We start from the raw sequence: 25,689 nt of genomic DNA on the forward strand, positions 1-25,689 counted from the left end.
ATCAGCCCAGCCGTGGGGGAAGCCAGGCGTGGTGCCGCAGGATCATGCGAGTCGCGGCCCGGGACGGTATCAGCCGCATCGCCGTGTTCCGCAGGGCGACGGCAAGGGGGTGGGAGAGCTGCTGGCCCATCCGTCCGGCCTGCCGGGCCGCCCGCGCGACGGCCTGGCTGCGCGGGCGGCGCTCGGTGTCGTAGCGCGCGAGCGCGGCCTCGACGGTGGGCTCGCCGGCGAGCGCGGCCGCCAGGGTGATCGCGTCCTCCAGCGCCTGGCAGGCGCCCTGCCCGAGGTGAGGCGTCATCGCGTGGGCCGCGTCACCCAGCAGCACGATCCGGCCCGCCGTGAACGAGGGGAGAGGCGTGCGCAGTTCGGCGACGTCGTGGTGGAGCACGGCCGCGGGCCGGGTCGCGTCGAGGAGGGCGGGGATCGGGTCGTGCCAGGAGCGGAACGTGGCACGCAGCGCGGCCAGCGGGTCGGCGAACCGGGTGCCGGCGGGCAGGGTGAGGACGGCGTGCCACTCGGCCCGCCCGTCGCGGAAGGCGATGTGCCCGAACTCGGCCCCACGCCCCCAGGTCAGCTCGAAGTCGGTGCGGAGGCCGACCGGTTGCTCGGTGATGGCGCGCAGCACCGTCGAGCCGCTGTAGACCGGGCCCGGGTGGGCCGGGAAGAGCCGGGCGCGCACCGTGCTGCCGATGCCGTCGGCCGCGACCACCAGATCGGCGTCCAGGAACGTGTCGCCGCAGTCGACTCGCACCGTTCCGGGGCCGATCTGCTCGACCGAGCGTGCCTGACGGCCCGTCAGCAGGGCCTCTGCCGGGAGGGATCCGCGCAGCAGCCGGTGCAGGGTGGAGCGGGCGATGCCCATGATCGGTGTGCCCACCGCCTTCTCCAGCGCCGAGCCGTCCATCCGGGCCAGCCATCCGCCCCGCGGCGTGCGAGTGCCGCCGGTGTACTGGCCGCGTGAGGCGTCCCGTACCGCCCGGCCGACGCCAAGTCCGTCCAGCGCCCGCAGGCCGTTGGCCGCCAGTGAGATGCCCGCGCCCGCGTCGTGGAGCACGGACGCGCGCTCGACGACGGTCACGTCCCAGCCGATGCGACGCAGGCCTGCCGCTGCGGCGAGCCCGCCGATGCCTCCTCCGACGACCACCGCCGTGCTGCCATGCCGAGACCCCCGTTCTTCTACACCTGTAGAAGATCACTCTAACGGAGCCTCTACAGGTGTAGAAAGGGGTCATGGCTACGGATCGGCGCACCCTCCTCGCGGACGCGGCCCTCGGCGTGCTCGCCGACGAAGGGGTCCGAGGCCTCACCCACCGCGCGGTCGACCGCAGAGCGGGCCTGCCGTCCGGCACCACGTCGGCCTACTTCCGGACCCGAGCCGCGTTGCTCACCGGCCTCGTCACCCGCCTGGTCCGGCTCGACCAGGCGGAACTGCGCGCGCTGGCCGAGGAACTCGCGCCCCTGCGCACCGCCGGGGAACTGGTGGACGCCATGCTGCGGCTCACGCGGCAGCGGCTCACCGGCGAAGGCCGCAGCCGCTCCCTCGCCCGCTACGCCTGCGCCGTCGAGAGCGTGCGCGACCCCGAGCTGCGCGAGATCCTCGTCCCCCGGGAGAACGCCGGGCACCGAGCCGTCCGGGAGTTCCTCGCCGCGCACGGCGTGACGGACGTCGAGCGTCGCACGCACACCTTGCTGACCTGTGTCGACGGACTGGTCTTCGACCGGCTGGTGAGCGGCGGCGAGGTGTCGCGTGACGCCCTCGAAGGCCTGGTCGCCGCCGCCCTCCGCGAGACGCCGTGAGAGGGCGCGGGCGAGCGCTCGTCGAACGAGGTCACCGACACCCGGTCCGGTGACCCTGAACGCCGTCAGACAGGGCCGGCGCCGAGACTGAAGGTGTCGACGTCGAACAGGGCCCCGGCTCCGCCGGTGAAGCGCAGGAAGAGCGGTCCCGAGGCGGCGCCCGTCAGGGCCGTGGTGACGGTCGTGAAGGTCTCCCAGCCGCCGGTGACCGGCACCGGCACCGAGCCGAGCAGGGTGCCGCCCGCCGAACCGGAGCGGATCTCGATGGTGCCGCCCGCGCCCGCCGAGGACACCTTCGCCGTGAAGGATTTCGCTCCCGTGGTCGTGACGTGGGAGTAGCCCGCCCAGTCGCCGTGGTCGATGTAGCCCAGCGTCAGCCCGCCGCTGGCCGGCCCGTGCGCGGCTGCCTGCACGCCGGAGCCGGAACTGTACGACTCGGCCTCCACCTGCCCGTTCCCGGCCGCAGCCGAGCAGTCGGCCGGGGCCTGCCCGGCCGCGTACCGCACCCCGCCCAGCAGCAGGGAACGGAAGGCCGGGTCGGCGTAGGACTCGGCGGTGTGGCCGAGCCCGGTGTAGAAGGACCGGCCCGAACCCTGCCCGTGGCACCAGGTGATGGGGTGGTCGGCCCCCATGGAACCGCCGCTGTAGGTGCTTTCGTCCAGGGTCTGCAGCACGCGCACGCGGGGGCGGGGATTGGCGCGGTAGTCGTACCACTCGTCGGTGCGGGTCCAGGTCGCGCCCAGATGGGCGGTGGCCGGGTGCGTCCGGTCCTCGGTGCGCAGGGTGGCCCGCTGGATCGCGGGGTGGCTCCGGAACCACGCGCCGACGAGCTGTCCGTAGTAGGGCCAGTCGTACTCGGTGTCGGCGGCCGCGTGCACGCCCATGTAGCCGCCGCCGGAGTCCACGTAGGACTGGAACGCGCTCTGCTGCGTGGGGTCGAGGACGTCGCCCGTGGTGTTGAGGAACACCACGGCCTCGTAGCCCGCCAGGTCGGCGGGGGTGAAGGCCCCGGCGTTCTCGGTGGCCGTGACGGTGAAGTCGTGCTGGCCGCCGAGGGCGCGCAGCGCCTCGATGCCCGCCGGGATCGCGTCGTGCCGGAAGCCGGCCGTCTTCGAGAACACCAGGACGTCGAAGGACGCCGCGTGGGCCGTGCCGGCCGGTGTGATCAGGGCGCCCAGCAGGCCCAGGGCCAGGGCGGCGGTGCCGCGGCGCAGTCGCCGCATCAGGTGGGTCATGGTCATCGCTCCTTGCGCGCCGTGGCGGCGGATCGGGAGAGCGTGAAGGTGTCGACGTCGAACAGGGAGCCGGAGCCTCCGGTGAAGGTGAGGAACAACGGACCCGAGCCCGCGCCGTCGAGGGTGGTGCCGACCGTGGTGAAGGTGTCCCAGCCGCCGGTCACCGGGACGGTCACGGACCCCAGCAGCGGGCCGGTCGGCGAGCCCGAGCGGAACTGCAGGGTGCCGCCCGCCCCGGCCGAGGAGACCCGGGCGGACACGGAGGTGGCACCGGCGGTGGAGACGGAGGCGTATCCGGCCCAGTCGCCGTGGTCGACGTAACCCAGCGTCAGACCGCCGCCGGCCGTGCCGTGCGCCGCCGGCTGGACACCCGAGGCGGAGCTGTACGACTCCGCCTCCCACGGCGTGGTCGTGGCGGTGCCCGAGCCCAGGGTGAACGCGTCGAGGTCGAAGAGGTGGCCCTGCCCGGTGGGTCCGCGGAACACCAGGAACAGCTCGGTGCTGCCGGCGGGCGCGCCGGAGAGAGCGGCGGTGACGTCGGTGAAGGTGTCCCAGCCGCCGGTCACCGGCACGGTCGCGCTGCCGAGCAGGGTGCCGGTGGCGGAACCGGCACGCACCTGGAGGGTGCCGCCCGCGCCGCCGGACGCCACGCGCGCGGTGAACCTGGTGGCGCCCGCGAGGACGTACGGCTTGAACGAGATCCAGTCGCCGTCGTCGGTGAAGCCGACCGTCCTGCCGCCCTCGGCGGTCGCGTGGGCGGCGGTCTGGACGCCCGACTGCGCGCCGAAGTGCTCGCCCTGCCGGTGCCGCGGTTGCAGGGTGCGCGCGGAGTGCGTGGTCAGACCGCCGGTGTCGGTGTACTCGGCGTCGAAGACCCCGTAGAGGTTGGCGGCGTTGTCGTGCTCGCCGTCAGCGGGCACGGTGAGGCGGCCCTCGCAGCCGTTCGTGGAGGTGATGGCGTGGGTGTGGCTGTCATGGCCCAGGAGGTAGGTGACCTTCACCTTCGAGCAGTCGACCGCGCCGTCCTCCGGGTCGCCGGCCTGGACCCGGAACGGCACGGTGTCGCCGAACGTGAACGGCTGCCCGTCGAGGGGCAGTTGCAGGGTCACCGTCGGGGCGGTGTTGCCGGCGGTGACCACCAGGCTCGCGGTGCCGGTCAGGCCCTGCGGATCCCGGACGGTGAGGGTGGGCCGGTAGGTGCCCGCGGTGGAGTACGTGTGGCTGGGGTCGGCCTGTGTGGAGGTGGTGCCGTCGCCGAAGTTCCAGGAGTAGGTCAGTGCCCCGCCCTCGGGGTCGGCGCTGCCCCGCGAGGAGAACCGCACGGTCAGCGGCAGGGCGCCGGAGGTGCGGTCGGCGGACGCCTGGGCGACGGGGTTGCGGTTGCTGCCGGCGATGTACTCGATGCGGTACAGGGCCGAGTTGTCGCTGCCGGTGCCGTAGTCCAGGACGTACAGGGCGCCGTCGGGACCGAAGTCGGTGTCCATCACCTGGGTGCCGCTCCAGGGGACGTTCTCGATCGCGCCGGGGGAACCGTCGCTCCTCACCTCGATGGCCTTGATCCACCGGCGGCCGTACTCGGCGGCGAAGAACCGGCCGTCGAGGGAGGCGGGGAACTTCACCGTCGACGTCGAGGCGGGGTCGTAGCGGTAGACCTCACCGCCCATCGGGGACTCCGAGCCACTGCCGAACTCGGGCGGTGAACCGTCCAGTCCGTACTTGATCCAGCTGGGCTTCGCCGGGGGCAGCTGCGCCTTGCCCGTGTTGCGGAAGGAGTTGTTGGCGGGGCCGCCCGCGCAGTCGTACTTGGCGCCGGAGGGCCCGGTGGGGAAGGTGAACTCGTTGTACGTCTCGGCCGTGGTGTTGGTGCCGGTGCAGTACGGCCAGCCGTAGTTGCCGGGTGCGGTGATCCGGTCGAACTCGACCTGGCCGCCCGGTCCCCGGTTGGGGTCGGTGCCTCCCGCGTCGGGCCCGTAGTCGCCGAGGTAGACCGTGCCCGTGGGCCGGTCGACGGACATCCGGAACGGGTTGCGGAAGCCCATCGCGTAGATCTCGGGCCGGGTGCCCGCGGTGCCGGGCGCGAACAGGTTGCCCGTCGGGACGGTGTAGCCGCCGGTGGCGGTCGGCTTGATCCTGAGCACCTTGCCGCGCAGGTCGTTGGTGTTGCCGGAGCTGCGCTGGGCGTCGAACTGCGGGTTGCGATTGGTGCGTTCGTCGATCGGCGCGTATCCGGACGAGTCGAACGGGTTGGTGTCGTCGCCGGTCGTCAGATAGAGGTTCCCGGCCGCGTCGAAGTCGATGTCGCCTCCGACGTGGCAGCACTGGCCGCGGTCGTTGGGCACCTCCAGCACGACCTTCTCGCTCGCGGCGTCCAGGGTGCCGTCGCCGCGCAGCGTGAACCGCGACAGGTTGAGATGGCCCTTCCACGGTGCGAAGTCGGTGGCCGTGCCGGTCGTGGGGGCGTCTCCCGCCGGGGTGCTGAGCCGCGGGGAGTAGTAGACGTACACGTACCGGTTGGTGGCGAAGGCCGGGTCGGCGGCGATGCCTTGTAACCCTTCCTCGTCGTGCGTGTAGACGTCCAGCTTTCCGGCCTGTTTGGTGTTGCCCGCGGCGTCCGTGAGACGGATCGTGCCGTCGCGTGCGGTGTGCAGCACCGACCGGTCGGGCAGCACGGCCAGTGACATGGGCTCGCCCATCTCGGCCGCGCCACCGGCGAGCCGGACCTGCTGGTAGTCACCGGGTGGGAGATCCGCCGGGGCCGCCGGGGCGGAGGCGGCCGTCGGAGCCGCCGTGACGGCACCGGCCAGGACGAGCGTGAGCGCGGTGAGGCTTCTCAGCCCCGCGCGTGGGCGCCAGAGCATGGAGGGGTGTCCTTCCTGACGGTGAGGGATGTCAGGCAAGGCGCGCGCCGGCCGCGCTTGCCGGGTGCTGGCGCGGGGCGCGACGAGGGAGCGGTCGGGCTACCGCGGACGATCGCTGGCGCTGTGCGTGAATTGCGGTGTGCGCAGGGCGAATTGCGGGACGCCGCTGGTGTTTTGCATGCTGCTGGGCGGCGCCAGATATGTCAAGTCCCTGTCAAAATAAGCGTGGAGTGAGGCGCCTCGGTGCGCCGGCCCGCACGGAGAAGGGCGCCGGTCCGCTGCCGGAGCCGCGGACCGACGCCCTGGTGGCGTCGGGGAAAGGTGGGGTCAGGAGGCCGAAGGTGCCCTGCAGAGCGCCCAGATGATGACTGCGTCGAGCGCGATGATGGTCATGGCCCAGACCGGTGCGTAGGGCAGCCACATGAAGCTCGCGATCATGCTCAGCCCGGCGAGCCCGATGCCGACGACCCTGGCCCACGTGGAGCCCTGGAAGAGGGACACTCCCGCGAGCACGACACCGAGTCCGATCATGAGGTGGATCCACCCCCACGCGGTCAGATCGAGCTCGAAGACGTAGTTGCGGGTGGTGACGAAGACCTCGTCGTTCGCGATGGCGGCTATGCCGGACAGCATCGCCATGATGCCGTTGAAGATCATGAGTGAGGCGGCGAGTGCCACCCATCCGGTCACGGCACGGGACGAACGGGCGCCGCCGGCTCGCGTCGTGTGGTGCACTCGGCTCGTGTGGCTGGCCATGAGCATGCTCCCGGGGTTGTCCGTCCGACCCGGCATGCGGTCCCCCCACAGCCTGATCGACTTACTTCCAGCGTGCGCTCGCCCGGGGTCGATCGCACGCCGGGAGCGGTGCCTTCGCCGCGGGGGGAAACGACTCCCGGACGCCGGGGGAGATCAAGTGCCCTTCGCGGCGCGGGACGAGGGCCCGGGGCTGCCGAGGCGGTGGCGCAGGGCGGTCTCCTGGGACAGTACGGCGCCCACGCTGAGCCCGACGGCGACGGCCACACAGATGACGATCAGCCAGGACAGCAGCACGAACACCGAACCGGCCGAGCCGTAGGCCTCCAGGGCCCGGTTGAGGGCCCGGGGCATGTAGAACTGCGCGGTGACCGACAGGCCGCTGACCGCGGCCGCGGTGATCACCGCACCGGGCAGGAGGGGCGCCCAGCGGACGACACCGCCCAGCAGGAGATGCTGGGTCCACCACCACAGGACCGTCTCGACGAGCAGCGTCACCACGAAACCCAGCGCCACCCCCAGCACGCTGCCCAGCAATCCCTGTGCGACCAGCGCACCGAGCCACAGGACGATCCAGGCGAGCCACCGCCACGGGGCCACCGAGAGCCCGGCGCGCGGCAGCCGCCATGCCCTTCGGCACAGCCGCTGCACGGCACGGCTCACCGCGGTGGCCGACAGGACGACCATCAACCCGCCGACCACTCCCGTGGCCTGCTTCAGGTCCTCGGCAGGCGGCTGGAACGCCGCGTGCAGCTCGGCCTTCGCCTGCCCGGTGAGGCCGAAGACGGCACTCACCGACTCGGTGACCTGATCCCGCAGCGCCGGCGGCGCATAGGCCCCGATCACGAGAAGCAGCGGCACGGCCGTGAGGAAGCACTGCGCCGCGATGCGGGTGGCGGAGTCGAAGACGTTGACCGACACCAAGCGGTCCACCAGGGCGGTGGTCACGGGGAAACGGGACTCGACCCGCGCGTGGAGGGCCCGCAGCCGGGCGGTCCGACGCGCGGTGCGCTCACGCCACCAGGAGGCGTGCAACGCGGCGGTGGCCCGTCGCGGCGCACGGCCGGCGCGTCCCGCCGCGAGGGGCCGCCGCCGCTCGTCCGTTCCCCCGCCCCCGCTCTCGCCGGACCGCCTCAGCCGCCGGCGGATGCGTGGCCTGTGCATGAGGTCCGGGTCGCCGTGGCCGGCGGCACGCCTGCCGAAGTCTCCATCCGTCTGCTCCTTCCCGACTCCAGAGTGCGCGACCGAGCGGCGCACGGCACGCCGCCGCACGCCCACCCGGCGCCGGGCGACACCGCGCGGATGCGGCGTGCGCGGGCCCTGCATAGGCTCGACCCGTACGCGCGCCCGACGGGATCAGGCCATGGTCGTGGACCTGCTGCTCATCGCGCTCGCCATCACGCTCGATCCGCTGCCGATCATGGCGTTCGTGCTGGTGGTGGCGTCCGCCCGGGGTGCGCGCAAGGGAATGCTCTTCATTCTCGGCTGGGTGGCCTGCTTCGTGGCGGTGATCGCTCTGGTCCTGCTGCTCACGGGCGGCCGGCCACCGGAGCCGAGGTCGCCCCCGTCCACGCTCAGCCTGGTGGCGACGCTCCTCATCGGCGTCTCGCTCGTCGCGTACGGCATCCACCGGCGCCGGCGCTCCGGCCGCGCCCGGCCGCGCGGCCGGGCCCGCGCCCACAACCCGCGACCACCGGCGCCCGTACACGGCCCCGCCCCCGCCGTCCCGCAGCGAGCCGAAGGGTCCTCCTCCCTCACCTCGCGCCTGGATCGCGGTTCGGCGGGGGCGGCAGCCGGACTCGCCGTGCTCCTCCAGCCCTGGGGCCTGGTCGCCGCCGGAGCCACCACCGTGGTGGGGGCCGACACCTCGCAGGCCACGACCTGGCTGGTCCTGCTCGCGTTCTGCCTGCTCGCCAGCGCCACCCTGCTCGCCGCGGAGCTGTACGTCGTGCTCCGGCCGGCGGTGGCGCGCATCCGGCTGCTCCGGCTGCGCACCTGGATGCAGGACCACGCGGAACGGGCGATCGTCGCGGGCAGCATCGTCATCGGCCTGTGGCTGACGGGCCGGAGCATCCATGGCCTTGTGGGCTGAACCCCCGGCCCCATGTCCTGGATGTCCTGCTGCACGGCCACTCCCTCGAGATGGGTCCGGCCTCGGACACACCTCCTGGGGCGCCGGTCGCCCACGGCGCATCGGGAAGGACGGCCCCTCCAGCCATTGCAGCACTCGGTCAGGGCCCCTGCATGTCCGGACAGGGGAGATCAAGGCCGGGCTTGGACGGAGGAGTCGGCGGGCGGTGCCTCGGGAGCGTCCAGGAACTCACGGATCCCGAAGCCCACGAGTGTGATCACGGCCGTCCAGACCACGACCGCCGTGGTCGGGTAGCTCCAGGTGAACAGGACGACGGCGGCGATCACCAGGATGGCCGCCCCGATCCAGCGCTTGAAGCGGTGGACGAACCGCCCGGCCGCGCCGAGACGGAGCCCCGCCGACGTCGCCACATCGCGCAGCCCGCCGATGCCCCTGCGGCAGCCCGTGCGGGTGAGGACGGCGATCCGGGACGGCCCGGCGAAGAAAGCGCCGGCGGCGGTGAACAGGGCGACCGCGGCGAGCGCGCGCACACCCGCGCGCAGGAACCTGACCAGCGCGTCGTACACCGAGCCCGCGGCGGCCTCGGAAGCGCCCGGGGGCAGATGGTCGAGATAGACGTCGCGGGCGACGGTGAGGCCGATGCCCAGCACCAGCATGGCGACGAAGACGGCCAGCGCGGCCCCGATCAGCGCGTGGCGGCGGTTGAAGGCCACATAGATGCCCGCGGCGGCGACCAGCAGCGTGATGACGGGCAGCCAGCCGCCGAGAATCTGCAGGACGCGCACGTAGGTCTTGACGGTGCCGACGTCCTCGGAAGCGAGGACCACGAAGTCGGTCCGCACGGCCGGGATCTTCTCGGCGGCCTTGAGACCGGCATCGACCAACCGCTCCTTGACGTTCCCGACGATCGGACCGAGGTCGACGACGACCTGGTTGTCCTCCAGCTCGACCGCGCTGTCGGACCGGCCCGTCAGGGCCTTGTCCAGCGCCGCGTGCGCCCTGCGGTTGGCGTCGGCCCAGACCGTCTCGAAGGCGCTGCTGGTGACCACCCGTTCCACCGTGCTGCCGACGAGCTGCTCGAGTCCGCTCTCGATGGGGCCGTCGAGGTCGCCCAGCAACTGGGCGACCCGCGGCGGGACACCCTGCTGGGCCGCCGCGTCCGTCAATTCCTTGACCAGGGCGTCCACGTCGATCCGGGCCAGCACGACAGCGGTGACCCGGTTGGTCACCGCCTTCTGCACATCGGGATCGCTCGCCAGCGGCCCGACGGTGCCGACGTAGCGGTCCGTGTCCTGCACGACGCTGTTCGCCCACACCGCGACGACGGACAGCAGTGACAGCAGGCCGGCGAGGAGGGCGAGGAGCACCGACCCGAGCGAACGGAACGGGTGATGCCGGGCAGCACGGGAAGACCCTCCGCTCTCCAGGGCGTTGACCCGCTGCCGCAGGTCGTCCAGCTCGTCGCGCTCGCGGGCGGAGAGCTGTTCGTCACCGCTGTGGCTCATGGCCACCAGCAGATCCGCTCCGGGCGCGGTGTGCGAGCCGGGCGAACCGGGGTGGGTGAGTCCGGGGGAGGGGCGAAGGTCACAGCATCATATCGGGCGTTTCGGGCTTCGATCTTCACGGAAGGCTTACAAGTTGGCTAAGTTGGGCACCGCGTGCACGACTTCCGCCCTCAGGCAGGCGATCTCGTGCACTCCCGGACGGAAGGAGCGCGCTTGCCCATGGCGCCGGAACGAACCTCGCGCCCCGAGTTGGCCGACATGGAAGAGCCGAGCCCCGAAGAGGTCCGGCGGTATGTCGACCGCCTCTACGACCGGGCCGAGAGCGACACGGGTACCTTCAACGCGACCCGAGCCGCCGCCATCCCGCGCCAGCGGGGTACGGCCGTCCGCGGCCGGTCCCAGGAGGACAGCGAACCGGCGATCGGAACCCTGGCCCGTCAGTGGTTCGACGCCGCGCGGGCCAAGCTGGGCCCCACCTTCCCTGCCCCGCAGCCGGACAGGAGACCGCCGGTGCGCCCGGACCGCGCGCCCGAGCCGGCGCGCCCCGTACGTGCGGTGGAGCCACGCCCGGAACCCCTCGCCCTCGAAGCGCCCGAAGCGCCCACCGGTTCCCTCCCCCGACTCCCCGGGCAGCGTGTCTCGTCGGCTGTGCCGGGCGAGTCCCTCCGGGACGAGGGCGAGTGGCGCACCGGTGCGCAGCCGGTGCCCGGCGGGGAAGGCACGGCGGCATGGCCGCTGTACGAGCCCGCAGTCGCGTCTCCCCCGGAGACCGGCGCCCTGTCCGGCTCGCTCCCCGGCGTCCCGTCCGTCGCGGAGCTGCCCACCGCCCCGGACCTCGCCCCGAGCCTGGCCCCGGACCTCGCCCCGGCTCCTTACCCGGCGGATCTCCCCTCGATCGGGGCGGAGTTTCACGGGGACGGGGACGCCACCGGGGTGACCGCGCCGTATGCCGCGGCCGGCGTGCTCACCGCGACGTACGGCGCCGGTCTGCCGGACGTCTCCGCAGCCGTCCTCGAAGCTCCCGCTCCGGCGGTGCTCGCCGCACCGGCCGTCGTACCCGCCCCCGCCGCTCCCACGGTGACAGCCGGATCCTGGCCGGCCCCGGTGAGCGGCCACCGCACCCAGGCCGAACGCGTGCTCGCCTTCGCCCGCGCGCAGATCGGCCGGCCGTGCGTATGGGGCGCGGTCGGTCCGGGGTCGTACGACGCCCCCGGGCTCGCCCAGGCCGCGTGGAAGGCCGCCGGTGTCACGCTTCCCCGGAGCGCCGAGGCCCAGTGGGCCGCGGGCATGCAGGTCCCGCTCGCCGAGGTCCGGGTGGGAGACCTGGTCTTCTTCCACGACGACCTCGGTCACGTGGGCATCTGGAGTGGTCCCGGCATGATGATCCACGCGCCCGGCCCGGGAGCGCTCATCCGTGAGGAGTCGGTGTTCTTCGCCGGCCAGTCGGCGATCAGGGGTGCGGTGCGCCCGGCCTGACGGCGGGGAAGAAGTGAGACGACCGGTTCCGCCATCTCCCGGACGGATCAGGGCACTTGCGTGCTCATGACGCCGCCCAAACCCCTGAAGAACGCACTGATCGTCCTGTTGACCTATGTCTGCGTCGTGCTGATCATGCGCTACCGAAGAGACGGCATGGACTGGGGCCCGGCCCTGTTGATCGGTCTGCTCGTCACGCCCCTGGCTCTCCTGCTGTCGGCGGGCCGGGAGCGGCTCATGGCCAAGGCGACGAGGGCGGGTCGGCGGGCGCGGGCACGCCGTGGCGGCGAGGCGGCCGAGTGACGCCGGACCGGCGCCGCACCGCGGCGCCGGTGGGACGCGTGCCGCGGTGGGCGCCTGCGCCCACGCCCTCAGAGCAGTGATCTGCGCCGGGCGGCCGTCACCAGGTCCGTGACGGTGGCCAACTTGGCGCGCGGCCTGCCGTCGCGCTCTCCGCGCAGACGCTCGGTCCGGTCGATGGCCGCCATGCCGCGGGCGTCCACGAGCCGGGGCGCGCGGCGCCGCGCCAGGCGCCGGAAGGCCTTCGCCGGGTGGGCGGGCGCGGGAAGGACACCCTCGACGGCGTCGGCGAGCAGACTGGTCACGGTTTCGGCGGCACACGCCCGGTTGGCGCCGATGCCTCCCGACGATCCCCGCTTGATCCACCCCACGACGTAGACACCCGGCAGCCCGGCCACCCGTCCCTTGTCGTGGGGAACCGTTCCGGTCGCCTCGTCGAACGGCAGTCCCGGCACCGGAGTGCCCCGGTAGCCGATGGCGCGCAGCACCGTCGTGGTGGACAGAGACGTCTCGCCGCTCGCGCCCGTGACACGCACCGCCCGTACCGCCGCGTCGTCGCCCCCGACGAACTCCGTGGGCGCGGAGTGGAAGCGCAGCACGATACGGCGGCCCGCGCCGGGCGGCTGCGACCAGTCCACCTGCTCGCGCCGCACGTCCCGCAGCACGGCGGCGAGTTCGTGCGGCCCGGCGGAGTCGATGGCGCTGCCGATGAGGGGGTCGTGGTCGTCGACGACCAGCTCCACACCGGGCAGCTGGGTCAGGGCGAGGAGTTCGGGCCGGGTGCAGGCGGCGTTCTCCGGACCGCGCCGGCCCAGGACGACGACCTCGCGGACGGCGGCGTCGCGCAGGGCGCGCAGCGCGTGGTCGGCGATGTCGGTGCCGGCGAGCCGCTCCGGGTCGGTGACCAGGACGCGGGCCACGTCGAGGGCGACATTGCCGTTGCCGACCACGACGACGCGCTCGGCGGACAGGTCCACCGCGTCGGGAGCCACGTCGGGATGGGCGTTGTACCAGGCCACGAACGTCGTGGCCGGCACACTGCCCGCCAGGTCCTCACCGGGGACGCCCAGCCGCCGGTCGCCCGACGCCCCCACCGCGTACACGACGGCGTCGTGGTGCTCGGCGAGCTCATGGGCCGACACGTGCTCGCCGACCTCCAGCCCCAGCAGCATCCGCACCCGGGGATGGGAGTGGAAGCGGGCGAAGGTGTCGCCGATCTGCTTGGTCGTGGGGTGGTCGGGGGCGACGCCGTACCGCACGAGACCACCCGTCACCGGCAGCCGGTCGATGAGGGTGACGTCGGCGTTGGTGTGCAGGAGCAGGTCCTGGGCGGTGTACATGCCGGCCGGTCCGGTGCCGACGACGGCGATGCGCAGGGGACGGAAGTCGGCCGGCAGGGTCCGGTCGAACGTGGGTCTGTCCCAGGCGTGGAAGTTCGGGCTGTCCTCGGCGGGTTCGGGCGCCGGAGCGTCCGCGAAGTAGGCCGCGTTGATCTCGGCGTACACCTTCTGCGGGCCGGACAGCCGGTCCACGGGGACGATCGCGTCCACCGGGCACGCGTCGGCGCAGGCACCGCAGTCGATGCAGGCCCTGGGGTCTACATGGAGCATCTCCGTGCTGCCGAAGGCCCGTTCCTGCGGGGTGGGGTGGATGCAGTTGACCGGGCAGACGGCGACACAGGTGGCGTCGGCGCAGCAGGTCTGGGTGATGGCGTAGGTCATGGGGTCCGCTCTGCTCGGCAGCGCTGCCGGTGGGTCGGTCAGATCAGGTGGGCACGCTGGTAGAACGCCAGGGCCGGTTTGGTCAGCAGCCCGGCCGAGGCCAGGAACTCCATCAGGCCGGCGCAGCTGGAGCGCATCATCGCCTTGTGGTGCTCGTTGGCGCGTGCCTCGGCGAGCGCCCGCTTCTCGTCGAGTCCGGCGTTGGCGTACACGGACTTGTTCACCATGCTCGTCACGATGACGTAGGCGGCCACCGCGATGACGAACGCGTGGATGTGCCGGCGGACCGGCCCGGCCTTCGCCAGGTGCCGGCGCGTCTCCTCGCGGGCGAACTTCATGTGGCGGGACTCCTCGACCACATGGATGTTGTTGATGGTCCTGACGAACGGCACGACCCGCTCGTCCCGCATCCAGTCGCGCTGCATGACGTCGAGCACTTCCTCGGCGACGAGGATCGCCGCGTAGGCGGCCTCGCCGAACGCCAAGGTCTTGAAGGCCCTGCCCAGTTCGAGCGCCAGACGGCGCGGCCGGTAGGCCGGTGCCTGCAGCTTTCTGGCGCCCCGGGCGAACATGATCGAGTGCCGGCACTCGTCCGCGATCTCGGTGAGCGCCCACTGGACCGTCTCGTCGGTCGGGTCCTTGGCGTAGACGTCCCGGAGGATCAGCTGCTGCAGGATCATCTCGAACCAGATGCCGGTGCTGGCCACGGAGGCGGCTTCCTGCCGGGTCAGCTCCTTGCGCTGCGCCTCGGTGAGCTCGTTCCAGTACGAGGTGCCGTACAGGGTGCTCCACTCCGGGCTGGCGCCGTGGAAGTCCTTGTCCAGCGGTGTCTCCCAGTCGACCTCCGTCAGGGGGTCGTAGGAGAGTGTCGCGGCCGAATCGAGCAGCCGGCCGGCGACTTCACCGGCCTGAGTGCCGTGCTCGACTCGCGGCCGGGCGGTGCTGCTTGCCATGCTCCCAACTCCTCAGTCTCGAGTGACGGTCCGTCTCCGTCGTGGCGCATGCGATCGCGGTGGCTCCGGCAGCGTCCCGATGCCGGAGGGATCCTCCGTCGGTGCGCGCGGGGGCCGGGGTGTGCCGCCGGGCGTGACGGGGCCAAGGGCGGTGTGCGGTGGCGTCGCCGCGCACCTCCTTGTTAGACGGAATGTATAACAAGGGTCCAGGCCGGGCCTACCCCCCAGTAAGAAGCAGTACGCCGGATCTTCGGGAGGCGGCGTTGTCAGTGGTGGGTGCGATGCTGACGGGCATGGACTGGGCGGAGATCATGCGGGGCCGGGTGTACGGCGCCGACCACGACGATGCCGGGCCCCGGCCGGACCGTGTCTACGCAGAGCTGGTCGGGGGCCCGCTGGACGGCCTGCTGCTGGACGTCACCGGCCGACCCGAGTGGGAGCTGCGGGAGGGCGTGGCCCTGCGCACGGAGATAGGGGCCCACGGCCCGGGCGGCCGTGCGCGGTACGCGCTCCGGACGGCGGACGACCGCCACCTGGACTGGCGGGGCGACAGCCCCTGACCCGGCCTGTGCGGCGACGGCAGGAGTGCGCCCCGCCCGTCCTGACGCGACGGGCGGGGCGGGTGGGCCGGGCTCAGCTGGTCGGGAAGTCGTCAGGCGTGCGGATCTGGTCCCTGATCCACACCCCGGCCTGCTTGAGCTGTGCCGTCCCAATCCAGGGGCCGTTGGCGTCACATGTGCCGGGCTTGAACACGGCGCCGGAGCGCTCGTCGTCGGAGAAGTTCCAGTTGACCCAGCTGATCTTCTTCGCCGCCATCAGGTCGAGGTAGCGCTTGGCCATGGTGAAGTCGTTCGCACCTTCACCGGCGGAGTTCTGGGTGCCGAACTCGGTGACGAACACCGGCAGTCTGTCCGCCGCGCGCGACAGGGTGGCGAGGTACTCGTCGCGGTGCGAGGACGCGTAGAAGTGGAACGTGTACAGGATGTTGCCGGCGTTGACCGGGCTGGCGGTGATCTCGTTCTCGTCGCTGCCGTCGGAGACGCCCAGCGAGGACCAGCCGCGGGTGCCGACGAGGACGGGGGTGTCGGGATCCTGCTGCCGGATGACCGGGATCAGCTGTTCCGCGTAGGACTTGATCCTCGCCCAGCTCACGCCGTTGGGCTCGTTGGCGATCTCGTAGAGCAGGTTGGTCTTGTTCCCGTGCCGCTGGGCGATCTCCGTGAAGAACGTCCTGGCGCGGGACAGGTTGTGGTGGGGATCGCCCGGGGTGAGCTGGTGCCAGTCCACGATCACGTAGAGGCCGCGTGCGGTGGCCTGCTCGATCAGGCCGTGCACCAGGTCGGTGAAGCGCCGGGGGTCGGTCTCGTAGCCGCCTTCCTGAACATAGGTGGACACGCGCAGGACGTCGGCCCGCCAGTCCCCGGCCAGGGCGTCGAGGGAGCCGCCGGTGAGGCACTGGCTGTACCACTGCGTCCCGTGGCTGCTCATGCCGCGCAACTGCACGGGCTTCCCGTACCGGTTGCACAGCTTCGTCCCGCACACCCGCAGCTGCCCGTTGACGGCGGCGGGGGTGCCGGCGGCCGGGCCGCCGGGTGACTGCAGGGAGATGTGGTCGACGTTGGGTCCGCCGTTGGCGGTGGTGGCGGTCGCCCTGATGGTGTTCGCCCCGGCCTTGAGGTTCACGCTGAGCGTGGCGGTGGTCCAGCTGGTCCACGCCCCCGTGCCCGGGAAGGCCTTGCCGGCGGCGGCGACGGCACCGTTCACCGTGATGTCCATGGGGCGGTCGGCGGCGGTGCCGTTGGCGAAGCGCAGGGTGAGGGTGGTGGGACCGGCCTGCGGCGCGTCGACGGTCCACTGGACGTAACTGCCCTGGACGTTGTCGTAGTCGACGAAGCCGGCCCCGGTGAAGCCGGTGTGGTCGGACTCCACCGCCCCGCGCGAGACGGTGGCGGATTCCGCCTCGTACACGGCGGTGGCCCGGGGTGAGGCGACCGCGCCGGCCGGGGCGGCCGCGGTGGCGGGCAGGGCGGTGGCCGCGGCCAGCGCGATCGCCAGGGCACCGGCGGTGGCGTAGCCGTGCCGGGTGGAAGGGGACGAGCGAAGCCAACTCATGGTCAGGACTCACTCCATCGGGTGGGGGGATCCCGGCGGTCGCGGCACGGGGAGGCCGCGGTACCGCTGGACGGAAGGAAGGAAACTTTCCTAACGATTAAAGGAGTAGCGCAGCGCGGTGCGGCAGGCAAGAGTCCGGTGTGGCTGTCATGTACACAGAGGCGCGCCCGGTGCGCGGGTCGGGGATACTGGCACCCCCAGAGCTTCACTCACCGTATTGTTCTCCGTCGGCGAGAAGGGGAGGGCGTGCAGGACGTGGGTGGGGGTAGGTGCGGGGTGTGAACGGGGTAGTGAAGGTGGCCGCGATGGAACCAGTTCCCTTGGGCGAGGACGGGACCGCACCGGATGAGCGGGTCATTCAGACGGCTGTGGCGTTGGACGGCGACGGATCGGACATCGCGCAGGCCCGCCGTCTGGCAACCGACTTCCTCACCCGGGTGCAGGGCGAGCACGGTCTTCCGGTCTCGCGGCGGGCGATGGAGTCGACCCAGCTCGTGGTCAGTGAGCTGGTGACCAACGCCCGCAAGTACGCGCCCGGCCCGGTGCTGCTGGACCTGCGGATCACCGGCGACATGGTCGAGGTCATGGTGTGGGACTCCGACCCGGTGCTGCCGGTGGCGAGGGCGGCCGACGCCGGGAGGGTCGGTCAGCACGGCTTGGAGATCGTCATGGCCGTCGCCCAGGGCTTCGAGGCGCAGCGCGAGCCGGTCGGCAAGCGCATCACCGCCCGCATCGCCCTGCTCGACGACCCGTCGGGCGACGTCACCGGCCGGACGCCGCTGTAGACCGGTGACGCCCTGTCACCTCGGCGCGAGGCCGGGGGTACGAGGAGGCCTGGCGACTCGGGCGGGCCGACTCGGGCGGGCTTCAAGGGGCGCAGGTGGGCAGCACGGTGGTCAGTTGGGCCAGGTGATCGGGATGGACGCGGATGCCGGGGAGCCAGAGGCGCTCTCCGTTGCGCGCGACCTGGATCCAGATGCTGGTGTGCTTGTGGTTCTCGTCGGTCACGGTGACACCGTTGGCGATGGTGCAGTGGGCCCGGAGCAGGTCGTGGTGCCACACGCGGTCGGCTGAGTTGGTCGTGGTGTAAGGGCGGTAGGGGTTGTAGGCCAGGGACAGCGCGCAGGTGTGCGTGCGGGGTTTCTGGCAGGCCTTCTCGACGTTGTGGACGAGGACGCCGGCCGTGCCACCGGCCCGGGCCGTGGAGCCGTGCGCAGGCGGTGAACCGGCATCGTCGTCCCGCCGGGTGAGGAACAGCAGCAGGCCGGCCACGAGTGCGCCCACGGCGGCAGCGGCGACGGTCGCCGTGACGAACCGGCGGCGCGACCACCGTCCGCGCGGCGTGCCGCGGTCCTGCGAAGGGGAGAGTCCGACGGTTTCGCCGCTGCCGCTGCCGTCGTCAGTGCTGGCCCCGGTGGCGGGCGGCGCCTCGGGACGGGCCGGGCTCGCCGCCTCCCACAAGGCCCGGTACGCGGAAGGGTCCGCCCCGAGCGCCCGGCACACGTCCCGCACCACGGGCCAGCTCGGCACGATCTCTCCACGGAAGTAGCGGGAGAGGGACGAGTCGCTGATTCTGACCTGAGCCTCGAGGGCGCGCAGGGGGCGCCCGGACTGCTGCTGGAGAGTACGCAGGGCGTTTCCCAGTTCCCGTGCGGCTGCACGGGGTTCCTCACGTCGGCCGGTCATCGGTCGGAGCCCTTCCGCGAGGGGGACGACGCTGTCCCGCCGGCTGTCCCATGTCCCGGGACAGGCATGTCCCAGCAGGTCAGGACTGTATTTATCCCGACATCGGTGAAGCAACCGGGATCTGGTTGTAGGGCTGCCGTTTCCTGCGCAAACTCGGCATACCGGCCGAGCGGATCACCCCTGTGGGTGAGCGCACCGGCGTTCGTGGCCGTGCCGACGGAATCGCGCACGGACCGCTCCCACCCATCGAGAGGATCCTCATCATGCGTGCACGCACCGCACTGTCCGCCTTCGCCGCCCTCGCCGCGATCGGACTCGGCAGCCTGGGCGCCGCGGCCCCGGCGGTCGCCGCGCCCGGCGCGGCACCCCACCGGGTGTCCGCGGTCCAGGCGGCCGACAGCCTCGACATCCACCGGGGCAAGTACATGACCCTGAGCGGCTGCCAGACCGCCGGCCAGCAGGGCATCGACCGCGGTCACTGGGACCGCTACCAGTGCGCCGAGGGCACCATGTGGCCCTGGAAGTGGAACCTGTGGACCAACCGCTGAGCAGGTGACGCCGCCGGTGGCTTCCTTCCGGCCCTTGACGGGCGAGGGGGCCACCGGCGGGCGTCCGCCCGGTCGGCCGGCCCGTGACGGGAGCCCGACTCCGCGCTCCCACCGGACTCCGGTCCGCGAGCCCCACGCCCCTGTTCGAGCGTGGCCATCTCCCCACGGGCAACCGGCGGGGCCCACCTGCGTTGTGCAAGCGGCCGATAGGTGGGTACCTGCGTTCGGCGGCCCGTCGACGACAGGCGGCCGAGCGGCGAGTGTGCGGATTGGGGAGACCGAGGTGGGACTGCGCGAGCTGGGGGAGGCCCGGGCCATGCGGGGCTGCGCCCGCATCCTGGCGGGGCGTTACCGTCTGGATGAGCGGATCGGTTCGGGCGGCGCGGCCGACGTGTACCGGGGACTCGACCTGCGGCTGCGACGACCGGTCGCGGTGAAGGTCTTCCGCGCCGGGACCGGTTTCGACACGGAGGAGGCGTTCCGCAGCGAGACCGTGATCCTGGCCCGCTTGCAGCACCCCGGGCTCGTCACCGCCTTCGACGCCGGACACCACGACGGCGAGGCCTTCCTGGTCATGCAGCTGATCGACGGGCCCACGCTGAAATCCCGCATCGCCGAGGGGCCCCTGTCCTGCCGGGCCGCGACCGCGCTCGGCGCCGCGCTGGCCGACGCCCTCGCCCACGCCCACGAGGCGGGCATCGTCCACCGGGACGTCAAACCGTCCAACATCCTCCTGGACTCCTCCGGCGAGCCGCACCTGACGGACTTCGGCATCTCCCGTCTGCTGGACGCGACCACTCGCACCGCCACCGGCACCATGACCGGCACGGCGGCCTATCTCTCCCCCGAGCAGGTGCTGGGCCGGCCCGTCGGCAGGCCGGCGGACATCTACGCGCTCGGCCTGGTCCTGCTCGAAAGCGTCACCGGCCGCCTCGAGTACGAGGGTGGCCCCCTCGAGTCCGCCATCGCGCGGCTGCATCGTCCGCCCGCCCTCCCCGACTTCCTGCCCGACGGCTTCGCCGCGCTGCTGCGCGACATGACCAGCCTGGAGGAGCAGGACCGCCCCACGGCGAGCGACTGCGCCCGAACCCTGGCCGGTCTCGCCGGAACGAGCGCGGCAGGCCCTGCCGTGTCCGGTGCGCGGCCCGTCCTCGGCGTCGTACCGCCCACGGTCGCGGATCGGGCGGATGCCACACACCGCGGCTGGTCGCCCGCCGCGCGGGAACCCTGGACTCCGCAGGCGTCGACGGCGTCCCCTGAGAGGGCTTCGCGGTTCCTGTCCGCCCGTGGCCGGCTTCGCACGCGGGGCGCCGCCGCCGCGGTGGCCGCGCTCGTCGCCGCCGGTCTGATCGTCGGCGAAGGCTCGTCCCATCGCGACGCCGCCGACCGGGCAGCGCCGGAGGCAGCCCCCTCCGCCCCCGATCCGGGCACCCCTTCCGCCTCTTCGGGCACCCCGGCCCACGACAGCACGCCCCCCGCGTCGGCGCCCCCGCACTCGTCCGGTCCAACCGGCCCCACCGGTCCCTCCGGGTCCACCGAGCCGCTGAGCGAGCGTGTTCCCAGCCGCACGGAGTCCGCCACCCGTCACGGCTCGACGTCCGCCGGTTCCGGGAAGGAACCCGCCACGTCGGCACGGAAGGCCAAGGCCCCCGCCCGACCGCCGGGCGAGGCACGGAAGAACGGGGCGGGCAGGAAGCCGGCCCACGCCCGGTGAGGAGCAGTGGGCGACGGCGGCGACGGCCGCCGTCCCCGCGGCAGGTGTCGGCCGAACGGCGGAGCGGAGAGGGCCTCCGCGCGGGGCCCGGCCGGGACGTGAGGACGTGGTGGAGGGGCCCGCGCCGGGCAGGCCGGGGCAGAAGTCCGAGCGGGCCCCGGCGGCCGGTGGCGTGACCGGCCGGAGACCCGCTCGGTCGTGCCGGTCAGGCGGTGTGCAGCCTCAGCCCGTAGCGGTTGAGGATCTCGTTGACCGGCTGGTGCCAGGTCTGGCCGCCGCCGCTGCAGTTGCCCCAGCCGCCGGAGGTGACGCCCTGGGCCTGGTCGCCGCTGATGAAGGAGCCGCCGGAGTCGCCCGGCTCGGCGCAGACGCTCGTCTTGGTCATCTGGTACACCGCGCCCTGGCTGTAGTTCACCGTCTCGTTCTTCGCCAGCACGGTGCCGCAGTGCCAGCGCGTCGTGGAACCGGACCGGCAGACGGAGGCCCCGACGGGTGCCTCGGCGGAGCCGCGCACGAGCTGGTCGGGAACGGTGCCCCAGCCCAGCACCACCGGTACGGTCCACCAGCCGCTGCCCACGTTCACCCAGGCGTAGTCGTCGCCCGGGAAGGACGAGCCCTGGAAGTTGCCGATGTAGGACCGGTCCCAGCCGTACACCGCCGAGCCCGCCGAGCCGCAGTGCCCGGCGGTGACGAAGCCGCCGTGCACCGAGAACCCTATGGAGCAGCGGACGTTGCCGGTGTAGTAGGGGTCGCCGCCCACGGTGCCGGCGGCGAAGGTGCGCGGCGCGGCGGACGTCTCGCGGACGGTCACGGGTCCGGCCTGGCGGGCCCGCTTGAGGAAGGCCCGGACATCGTTGTCGTCCCGGTGTGCGGCGACGACGTTCACGACGACGGCGTTGGACTTCGGGTCGACGTGCCAACTGCCGACTCCGGCGGGCGCCGACAGGGCGTCGATGCGCTTCTTCGCCGCGTCGAGGCGCGCCGCGTCGTGGCGCACGAGGCGTACGGCCGCTCCGGTCGCGCGCACGGCGTCCGCCCGTGCGGCGCGGTTGACGGCGACGGTCAGCCGGCCGCTGCCGGCGTCGAACCATGAGCCGGCGTAGGCCGGTCCGGCGGCGCTGCGCGCTTTGCGTTCGACGGCTGTCGCGGCCTTCTCCGCGGCCAGGCGCGTCTCGGCCTGGTCCCGGGTGAGTCCCAGGTCGCGCTGCATCGCCGCCATGAGTGCGGGGGAGGCCGGGGCTTCGGCGGACGGGGTGGACGCGTCCGCCGCGGAAGCCGGCAGGGCGCTCGCGGTCGCCCAGGTGCCGAACAGCAGGAATGCGGACAGTCCGGTACGCAGGAGTGTGGTGCGTCTCAAGGGAGTGACCCTTCGTTGTTCCAGCAGGGTGGGGGTGGAACAGCAATGCTTGAGAGCGCTCTCGTGGGGGTGCGCGGCAGATCCTAGCCCGTGATCATGGATGGGTCTATACCATGTGCGGCCACACGTGCCGTACGCCGCGATCCGTGCTCTACTGCCGTCCATGCCGTTGTTGCTGGTGGATCTCGACAACACCCTCGTCGACCGCGACGCGGCCTTCCGGGCCGCCGTCACCGACTTCCTCGCCGAACACGGCCTGCCCGTCAGCGATCTCCCCTGGGTCCTGACCGTCGACGCCTCCGGCTACACCCCGCGCCGGCAGGTCGCCGCGGCCCTGACCGGCCGGTACGGCGGTGCGGTCCCGGCTGCCGCGATCCAGGCCCTTCTCGACGAAGGTGCCGCCGACCGCGTCGTCCTGGCGGACTCCTCGGCCGAGGCGCTGCGCAACGCCCGCAGGCGCGGCTGGACTTGTGTGATCGTCACCAACGGGCGCACGGTCCAGCAGGAGGCGAAGATCCGCAACACCGGGCTCGACCGGCTCGTCCAGGGCTGGGTCGTCTCCGAAGCAGTCGGCCACAAGAAGCCGGAACCGGAGATCTTCCGGGCGGCGGCCGCGACCGTCGGCGCGCCCCTCACGGACGCGTGGGTGATCGGCGATTCCCCGCACGCCGACATCGCGGGCGCCGACAGCCTGGGGCTGCGCAGCGTGTGGGTGACGGACGGGCAGCCCTGGACCCACGGCGCCTGCCGGCCCACGCACATCGCCCACGACGTCGCCTCCGCCATCGGCCACGTCATCGGAGCGAAGGAACCAACCGCGTCCTGACGAGGTGAAGTTCGGGTCTGCCGGGCCGCGGGTAGCGTGACCGCTGTGAGGGTGGGCACGGAGGAGACCCGGCTGATCGTGCTGCGCGGCAACAGCGCCTCGGGCAAGTCGTCCGTGGCGGCCGGACTGCGCGAGCGCTTCGGGCGCGGACTCGCGATCGTCGCGCAGGACAACCTCCGCCGCGTCGTGCTCCGCGAGCGGGACCGTCCCGGTGCGGCGAACATCGGCCTGATCGGCCTGACCGCCCGCCATGCCCTGGACGCCGGCTTCCACGTGGTGGTCGAAGGCATCCTCCACGCCGACCGCTACGGCGAGATGCTCGCGGCCCTGCGCGCCGACCACCGGGGCCCGACGTACGGCTACTACCTGGATGTGCCGTTCGCCGAGACCCTCATCCGGCACGCCACCAAGCCGATCGCCGAGGACGTCGGTGAGGCGCAGCTGCGCGACTGGTACCGGCCGCGCGACCTGCTGCCCGGCGGCGCCGAGGCCGTCATCGGCGCCGACAGCACCCTGCACCGGACCGTCGACCGCATCATGCGCGACACCGGCCTGGCCCGTCTGCCCCCGTCGGACCGCTGACCCCGGTCGGCGGTCACGCCCACCGGGGCCGGACGCCCGTCAGCGCCGCCTCGGCCGCCCGTGGCGCCCGGGCGGCCCTGCCGCACGCGTCCGCACGCTCAGCCGACGGGAGCGAGGAACTCGGCCGGAGACAAAGGGCGTCCGACGATGCGGGTGTCACCCATCCAGCCGTAGAAGCCCTGCCCGAACTTCTCGTCGAACTGCGTGGCGCCGAGCACGAAGGGTTTGCCGAGCGTGGCGATGCCGGTGGACGGCTGGGAGGGATTGCGGGCGATCTTCGAACCGTCCACGTACACGACGGTCCGGCGCGCGTCGTTGACCACGGCGATGTGCGTCCACCGCCCGACCGGGATCGCGTGGCTCCACGAGGTCGGGTCCGCGTCCTGGCGCTCCGGGTAGACCACGAACTGCAGGAAGCGCTCCGGGGAGACGTTGAGGCTGCACGTCGGTTCCAGCGGGGACCAGCCCGTGGTCTTGCCGGCGTCACCGTTGCGGCCCTGCCAGCTGAGGATGCCCATCCACGCGTGGTCGCCCTCGAACGGCTCGGGCAGCCGCACGAACGTCTCGATGGTGTAGCCGCGCAGGAACTTCTCGCTGTTCAGGCGGGCGCGCGGACCGGTGGTGAGGACGGCGGCGCGGTCGGGGTCCTTGCCGCCGTCGAAGCGGAGACTGGCGTGCGCGGGCTGCCCGGGGTGGTGGTCGGCGGAGACGGTCAGCAACTCGGCGTCACCGCCGGGCAGCCGGCTCACGGTGAGGTCGTTGCCGTTGCCGGACAGGTCCCGTACGACGGTCCCGTCCGGGACGGGGGCGCCCGCCGCCGGCAGTGCCGCTCCGGAGGAGTCGAACCGCCAGTAGGCGAGCGTGCCGCGCGGCATCACGGCGGAGGCCGGGCGCGGCTTCGGCGCGACGGGGGGAGCGAACCGCCGGAACCGGTCGGCGAAGTCGATCTCCAGGCTGAACCGGTCGACGGGGCCGGTCAGTTCGAGGGTCTCGGCCTCCAGCGGGGCGCGGTCGGCCGCGTCGCGGGCCAGGAACCACGGGGAGAACGTCTCCACGTCGATGACACCCCGAGCGAGGTCGAAGGCGTAGAGGCGGATCATCCCCGCGCCACCGTAGTAGCGGTCCTGGTAGTTGGTGATGTGCAGGTGGACATCGTTGTCGAAGTCGTTGGCCAGCACGGTGCGGCCGGGCGGCCAGTAGTGCCCGCCGAGCGCGAGGAAGATCTGGTCGTTGCGGCGGATCAGCTTGTCCCACATGCGGGTGCCGTGGTCCGACAGGTGGGCCGTGCCGTCGTCCCCGGCCCACACCAGGTCGTGCGTCGTCAGGACGGCGGGCAGGGTGTGGTGCCGGTCGAGGACGCTCTGGGCCCAGCGCAGACCGGCGTCGGAGACCCGCCAGTCCAGAGCGAGGACCAGCCACTCGCGGCCGGCCGCGCGCAGTACGTGGTAGCTGTTGTAGCCGTCGGGGGAGGCACCGCGGAAGGTGGGCGCCGACGCGAAGCGGTGGGGTCCGAAGGCGTCGAGGTAGGGCGTGTCGCCTCGCTGGTCGTCGCCGGAGGCGATGTCGTGGTTCCCGGCCAGGACGCTGTACGGCAGGCGACCGTCCAGCAGGCGGAAGGTGCGTGCGGCGAGGTCGATCTCCTCGCGTGTGCCGTGCTCGGTGATGTCGCCGAGATGCGTCATGAAGGCCACGTTGGCGTCCGCGCGCCGGTCCACCAGGTAGCGGAACGTGGCGCGCAGCGGTTCGGGGTCGGCGCTGTCGGCGTCGAACAGGTACTGCGTGTCGGGCAGTACGGCGAGCCCGAACCGCGGGGAGGCGGGGTCGAAGCGCCCCGGGCGGGCCGCGGACGGGGCGGCGTGCGCGGGACGGACACCGGCGGCCGCCGCGGCGGCGCTCACGGCGCCGACGGCGGGGATCGCCGCGGCCGCCTGCAACAGGCCGCGTCTGCCGGGCTGGGAGGAATCGGCGGAGGTCATACCCGCTCCTTGTCGCAGAGGGGAAGGGAGTGAGGGGTGACTGGCTGAGCTGCGGGTCACTGTCTCCGGCCGCCGTGACCACGCCGGGACGATCGACTGAACAGCGCTCGAACACGGACGGCCGGAAACCGCCGCCGACTTCGGGCGGCGGCAGGGCCGGCGAGCCCGCCGCAGGCCGGAGCGAAGCTGGACAGGCCC

At 72.8% G+C, this 25,689-nt stretch carries 21 protein-coding genes and 1 pseudogene; 10 read left to right on the top strand and 12 right to left on the bottom strand.

Translation table 11 applies throughout. The features are described 5' to 3' along the window. Nucleotide 1: 1 nt before the first annotated feature. Nucleotides 2–1,144, bottom strand: a complete 1,143-nt coding sequence (locus ACF07N_RS04225) for an FAD-dependent monooxygenase (protein WP_392108104.1) — start codon at nucleotides 1,142–1,144, stop codon at nucleotides 2–4. 86 nt (nucleotides 1,145–1,230) lie between these two features. Here ACF07N_RS04225 and ACF07N_RS04230 point away from each other — a divergent pair, with 86 nt between their 5' ends. Continuing rightward, nucleotides 1,231–1,797 carry a TetR/AcrR family transcriptional regulator gene (locus ACF07N_RS04230; protein WP_392108107.1) on the top strand — a complete coding sequence of 189 codons (567 nt, stop codon included), beginning with the start codon at nucleotides 1,231–1,233 and terminating at the stop codon, nucleotides 1,795–1,797. A 71-nt stretch (nucleotides 1,798–1,868) separates the two neighbouring features. Here the strand turns inward: ACF07N_RS04230 and ACF07N_RS04235 are convergent. From ACF07N_RS04235 to ACF07N_RS04250, 4 genes and pseudogenes are all read right to left on the bottom strand, one after another. After that, nucleotides 1,869–3,032: pseudogene (locus ACF07N_RS04235) on the bottom strand (ThuA domain-containing protein); the annotation flags it as partial. A gap of 2 nt (nucleotides 3,033–3,034) precedes the next feature. After that, the gene (locus tag ACF07N_RS04240; protein ID WP_392108110.1) at nucleotides 3,035–5,890 is read right to left on the bottom strand and encodes a carbohydrate-binding protein; all 2,856 of its coding nucleotides are present in this window, start codon (nucleotides 5,888–5,890) and stop codon (nucleotides 3,035–3,037) included. Between the two features lie 327 nt (nucleotides 5,891–6,217). After that, the gene (locus ACF07N_RS04245) at nucleotides 6,218–6,646 is read right to left on the bottom strand and encodes a hypothetical protein (protein ID WP_383333449.1); all 429 of its coding nucleotides are present in this window, start codon (nucleotides 6,644–6,646) and stop codon (nucleotides 6,218–6,220) included. 153 nt (nucleotides 6,647–6,799) lie between these two features. Then, nucleotides 6,800–7,591 carry a YhjD/YihY/BrkB family envelope integrity protein gene (locus tag ACF07N_RS04250; protein WP_392108114.1) on the bottom strand — a complete coding sequence of 264 codons (792 nt, stop codon included), beginning with the start codon at nucleotides 7,589–7,591 and terminating at the stop codon, nucleotides 6,800–6,802. Between the two features lie 415 nt (nucleotides 7,592–8,006). Here ACF07N_RS04250 and ACF07N_RS04255 point away from each other — a divergent pair, with 415 nt between their 5' ends. Next, nucleotides 8,007–8,735, top strand: coding sequence for a GAP family protein (locus ACF07N_RS04255; RefSeq protein WP_392108117.1), 729 nt, complete (start codon nucleotides 8,007–8,009; stop codon nucleotides 8,733–8,735). Between the two features lie 170 nt (nucleotides 8,736–8,905). Here the strand turns inward: ACF07N_RS04255 and ACF07N_RS04260 are convergent, their stop codons facing one another. Further along, a complete protein-coding gene (locus tag ACF07N_RS04260; RefSeq protein ID WP_392108120.1) occupies nucleotides 8,906–10,240 on the bottom strand; it encodes a hypothetical protein in 1,335 nt (444 codons plus the stop codon). 219 nt (nucleotides 10,241–10,459) lie between these two features. Between ACF07N_RS04260 and ACF07N_RS04265 the strand changes: the two genes are divergently transcribed. Next, entirely contained in the window at nucleotides 10,460–11,716 is a 1,257-nt protein-coding gene (locus ACF07N_RS04265; protein WP_392108122.1) for an NlpC/P60 family protein, read from the top strand. Nucleotides 11,717–11,782: 66 nt separating this feature from the next. Further along, a complete protein-coding gene (locus ACF07N_RS04270; RefSeq protein ID WP_392108125.1) occupies nucleotides 11,783–12,019 on the top strand; it encodes a hypothetical protein in 237 nt (78 codons plus the stop codon). A gap of 68 nt (nucleotides 12,020–12,087) precedes the next feature. Here the strand turns inward: ACF07N_RS04270 and ACF07N_RS04275 are convergent, their stop codons facing one another. Together ACF07N_RS04275 and ACF07N_RS04280 are read right to left on the bottom strand one after the other, a co-directional pair. Next, entirely contained in the window at nucleotides 12,088–13,737 is a 1,650-nt protein-coding gene (locus ACF07N_RS04275) for an FAD-dependent oxidoreductase (RefSeq protein ID WP_392108128.1), read from the bottom strand. Nucleotides 13,738–13,775: 38 nt separating this feature from the next. Continuing rightward, on the bottom strand, nucleotides 13,776–14,690 hold the full coding sequence (locus ACF07N_RS04280) for a diiron oxygenase (protein ID WP_392108131.1): 915 nt from the start codon (nucleotides 14,688–14,690) through the stop codon (nucleotides 13,776–13,778). Nucleotides 14,691–14,983: 293 nt separating this feature from the next. Between ACF07N_RS04280 and ACF07N_RS04285 the strand changes: the two genes are divergently transcribed. Continuing rightward, on the top strand, nucleotides 14,984–15,250 hold the full coding sequence (locus tag ACF07N_RS04285) for a hypothetical protein (protein WP_392108790.1): 267 nt from the start codon (nucleotides 14,984–14,986) through the stop codon (nucleotides 15,248–15,250). Nucleotides 15,251–15,323: 73 nt separating this feature from the next. Here the strand turns inward: ACF07N_RS04285 and ACF07N_RS04290 are convergent, their stop codons facing one another. Further along, complete coding sequence (locus tag ACF07N_RS04290) at nucleotides 15,324–16,802, bottom strand: cellulase family glycosylhydrolase (RefSeq protein ID WP_392108134.1); 1,479 nt, start codon at nucleotides 16,800–16,802, stop codon at nucleotides 15,324–15,326. Nucleotides 16,803–17,107: 305 nt separating this feature from the next. Between ACF07N_RS04290 and ACF07N_RS04295 the strand changes: the two genes are divergently transcribed. Next, complete coding sequence (locus ACF07N_RS04295; protein WP_383333430.1) at nucleotides 17,108–17,587, top strand: ATP-binding protein; 480 nt, start codon at nucleotides 17,108–17,110, stop codon at nucleotides 17,585–17,587. 82 nt (nucleotides 17,588–17,669) lie between these two features. On the opposite strand, the gene ACF07N_RS04300 is transcribed toward ACF07N_RS04295, so the two are convergent. Continuing rightward, nucleotides 17,670–18,488, bottom strand: a complete 819-nt coding sequence (locus tag ACF07N_RS04300) for a helix-turn-helix domain-containing protein (protein WP_392108137.1) — start codon at nucleotides 18,486–18,488, stop codon at nucleotides 17,670–17,672. 263 nt (nucleotides 18,489–18,751) lie between these two features. On the opposite strand from ACF07N_RS04300, the gene ACF07N_RS04305 reads away from it, so the two are divergent. After that, nucleotides 18,752–19,036, top strand: a complete 285-nt coding sequence (locus ACF07N_RS04305) for a hypothetical protein (protein WP_392108140.1) — start codon at nucleotides 18,752–18,754, stop codon at nucleotides 19,034–19,036. 283 nt (nucleotides 19,037–19,319) lie between these two features. Continuing rightward, nucleotides 19,320–20,750, top strand: a complete 1,431-nt coding sequence (locus ACF07N_RS04310) for a serine/threonine-protein kinase (protein WP_392108143.1) — start codon at nucleotides 19,320–19,322, stop codon at nucleotides 20,748–20,750. Between the two features lie 205 nt (nucleotides 20,751–20,955). Here the strand turns inward: ACF07N_RS04310 and ACF07N_RS04315 are convergent, their stop codons facing one another. Beyond that, nucleotides 20,956–22,107, bottom strand: a complete 1,152-nt coding sequence (locus ACF07N_RS04315; RefSeq protein WP_392108146.1) for a S1 family peptidase — start codon at nucleotides 22,105–22,107, stop codon at nucleotides 20,956–20,958. A 163-nt stretch (nucleotides 22,108–22,270) separates the two neighbouring features. Here ACF07N_RS04315 and ACF07N_RS04320 point away from each other — a divergent pair, with 163 nt between their 5' ends. Both ACF07N_RS04320 and ACF07N_RS04325 read left to right on the top strand, forming a co-directional pair. Further along, entirely contained in the window at nucleotides 22,271–22,933 is a 663-nt protein-coding gene (locus ACF07N_RS04320) for an HAD family hydrolase (protein WP_392108149.1), read from the top strand. Between the two features lie 36 nt (nucleotides 22,934–22,969). Further along, a complete protein-coding gene (locus tag ACF07N_RS04325; RefSeq protein WP_392108152.1) occupies nucleotides 22,970–23,515 on the top strand; it encodes an AAA family ATPase in 546 nt (181 codons plus the stop codon). Nucleotides 23,516–23,613: 98 nt separating this feature from the next. Here ACF07N_RS04325 and ACF07N_RS04330 read toward each other — a convergent pair whose 3' ends face one another. After that, nucleotides 23,614–25,491 (bottom strand): LamG-like jellyroll fold domain-containing protein, encoded by a 1,878-nt coding sequence (locus ACF07N_RS04330; protein ID WP_392108155.1) that lies wholly within the window; start codon nucleotides 25,489–25,491, stop codon nucleotides 23,614–23,616. Nucleotides 25,492–25,689 lie beyond the last annotated feature (198 nt).

It is taken from the genome of Streptomyces sp. NPDC015242, assembly GCF_043079125.1.
Classification (GTDB): Bacteria; Actinomycetota; Actinomycetes; order Streptomycetales; family Streptomycetaceae; genus Streptomyces.

Bases quoted from the DNA above. Each gene is read 5' to 3' on its own strand.
- ACF07N_RS04240 (WP_392108110.1), bottom strand. From the start codon at position 5,890: ATGCTCTGGCGCCCACGCGCGGGGCTGAGAAGCCTCACCGCGCTCACG.
- ACF07N_RS04265 (WP_392108122.1), top strand. From the start codon at position 10,460: ATGGCGCCGGAACGAACCTCGCGCCCCGAGTTGGCCGACATGGAAGAG.
- ACF07N_RS04305 (WP_392108140.1), top strand. From the start codon at position 18,752: ATGCGTGCACGCACCGCACTGTCCGCCTTCGCCGCCCTCGCCGCGATC.
- ACF07N_RS04320 (WP_392108149.1), top strand. From the start codon at position 22,271: ATGCCGTTGTTGCTGGTGGATCTCGACAACACCCTCGTCGACCGCGAC.
- ACF07N_RS04270 (WP_392108125.1), top strand. From the start codon at position 11,783: ATGACGCCGCCCAAACCCCTGAAGAACGCACTGATCGTCCTGTTGACC.
- ACF07N_RS04255 (WP_392108117.1), top strand. From the start codon at position 8,007: ATGGTCGTGGACCTGCTGCTCATCGCGCTCGCCATCACGCTCGATCCG.
- ACF07N_RS04285 (WP_392108790.1), top strand. From the start codon at position 14,984: ATGGACTGGGCGGAGATCATGCGGGGCCGGGTGTACGGCGCCGACCAC.
- ACF07N_RS04280 (WP_392108131.1), bottom strand. From the start codon at position 14,690: ATGGCAAGCAGCACCGCCCGGCCGCGAGTCGAGCACGGCACTCAGGCC.
- ACF07N_RS04290 (WP_392108134.1), bottom strand. From the start codon at position 16,802: ATGAGTTGGCTTCGCTCGTCCCCTTCCACCCGGCACGGCTACGCCACC.
- ACF07N_RS04230 (WP_392108107.1), top strand. From the start codon at position 1,231: ATGGCTACGGATCGGCGCACCCTCCTCGCGGACGCGGCCCTCGGCGTG.
- ACF07N_RS04245 (WP_383333449.1), bottom strand. From the start codon at position 6,646: ATGGCCAGCCACACGAGCCGAGTGCACCACACGACGCGAGCCGGCGGC.
- ACF07N_RS04330 (WP_392108155.1), bottom strand. From the start codon at position 25,491: ATGACCTCCGCCGATTCCTCCCAGCCCGGCAGACGCGGCCTGTTGCAG.
- ACF07N_RS04295 (WP_383333430.1), top strand. From the start codon at position 17,108: ATGGAACCAGTTCCCTTGGGCGAGGACGGGACCGCACCGGATGAGCGG.
- ACF07N_RS04300 (WP_392108137.1), bottom strand. From the start codon at position 18,488: ATGACCGGCCGACGTGAGGAACCCCGTGCAGCCGCACGGGAACTGGGA.
- ACF07N_RS04275 (WP_392108128.1), bottom strand. From the start codon at position 13,737: ATGACCTACGCCATCACCCAGACCTGCTGCGCCGACGCCACCTGTGTC.
- ACF07N_RS04260 (WP_392108120.1), bottom strand. From the start codon at position 10,240: ATGAGCCACAGCGGTGACGAACAGCTCTCCGCCCGCGAGCGCGACGAG.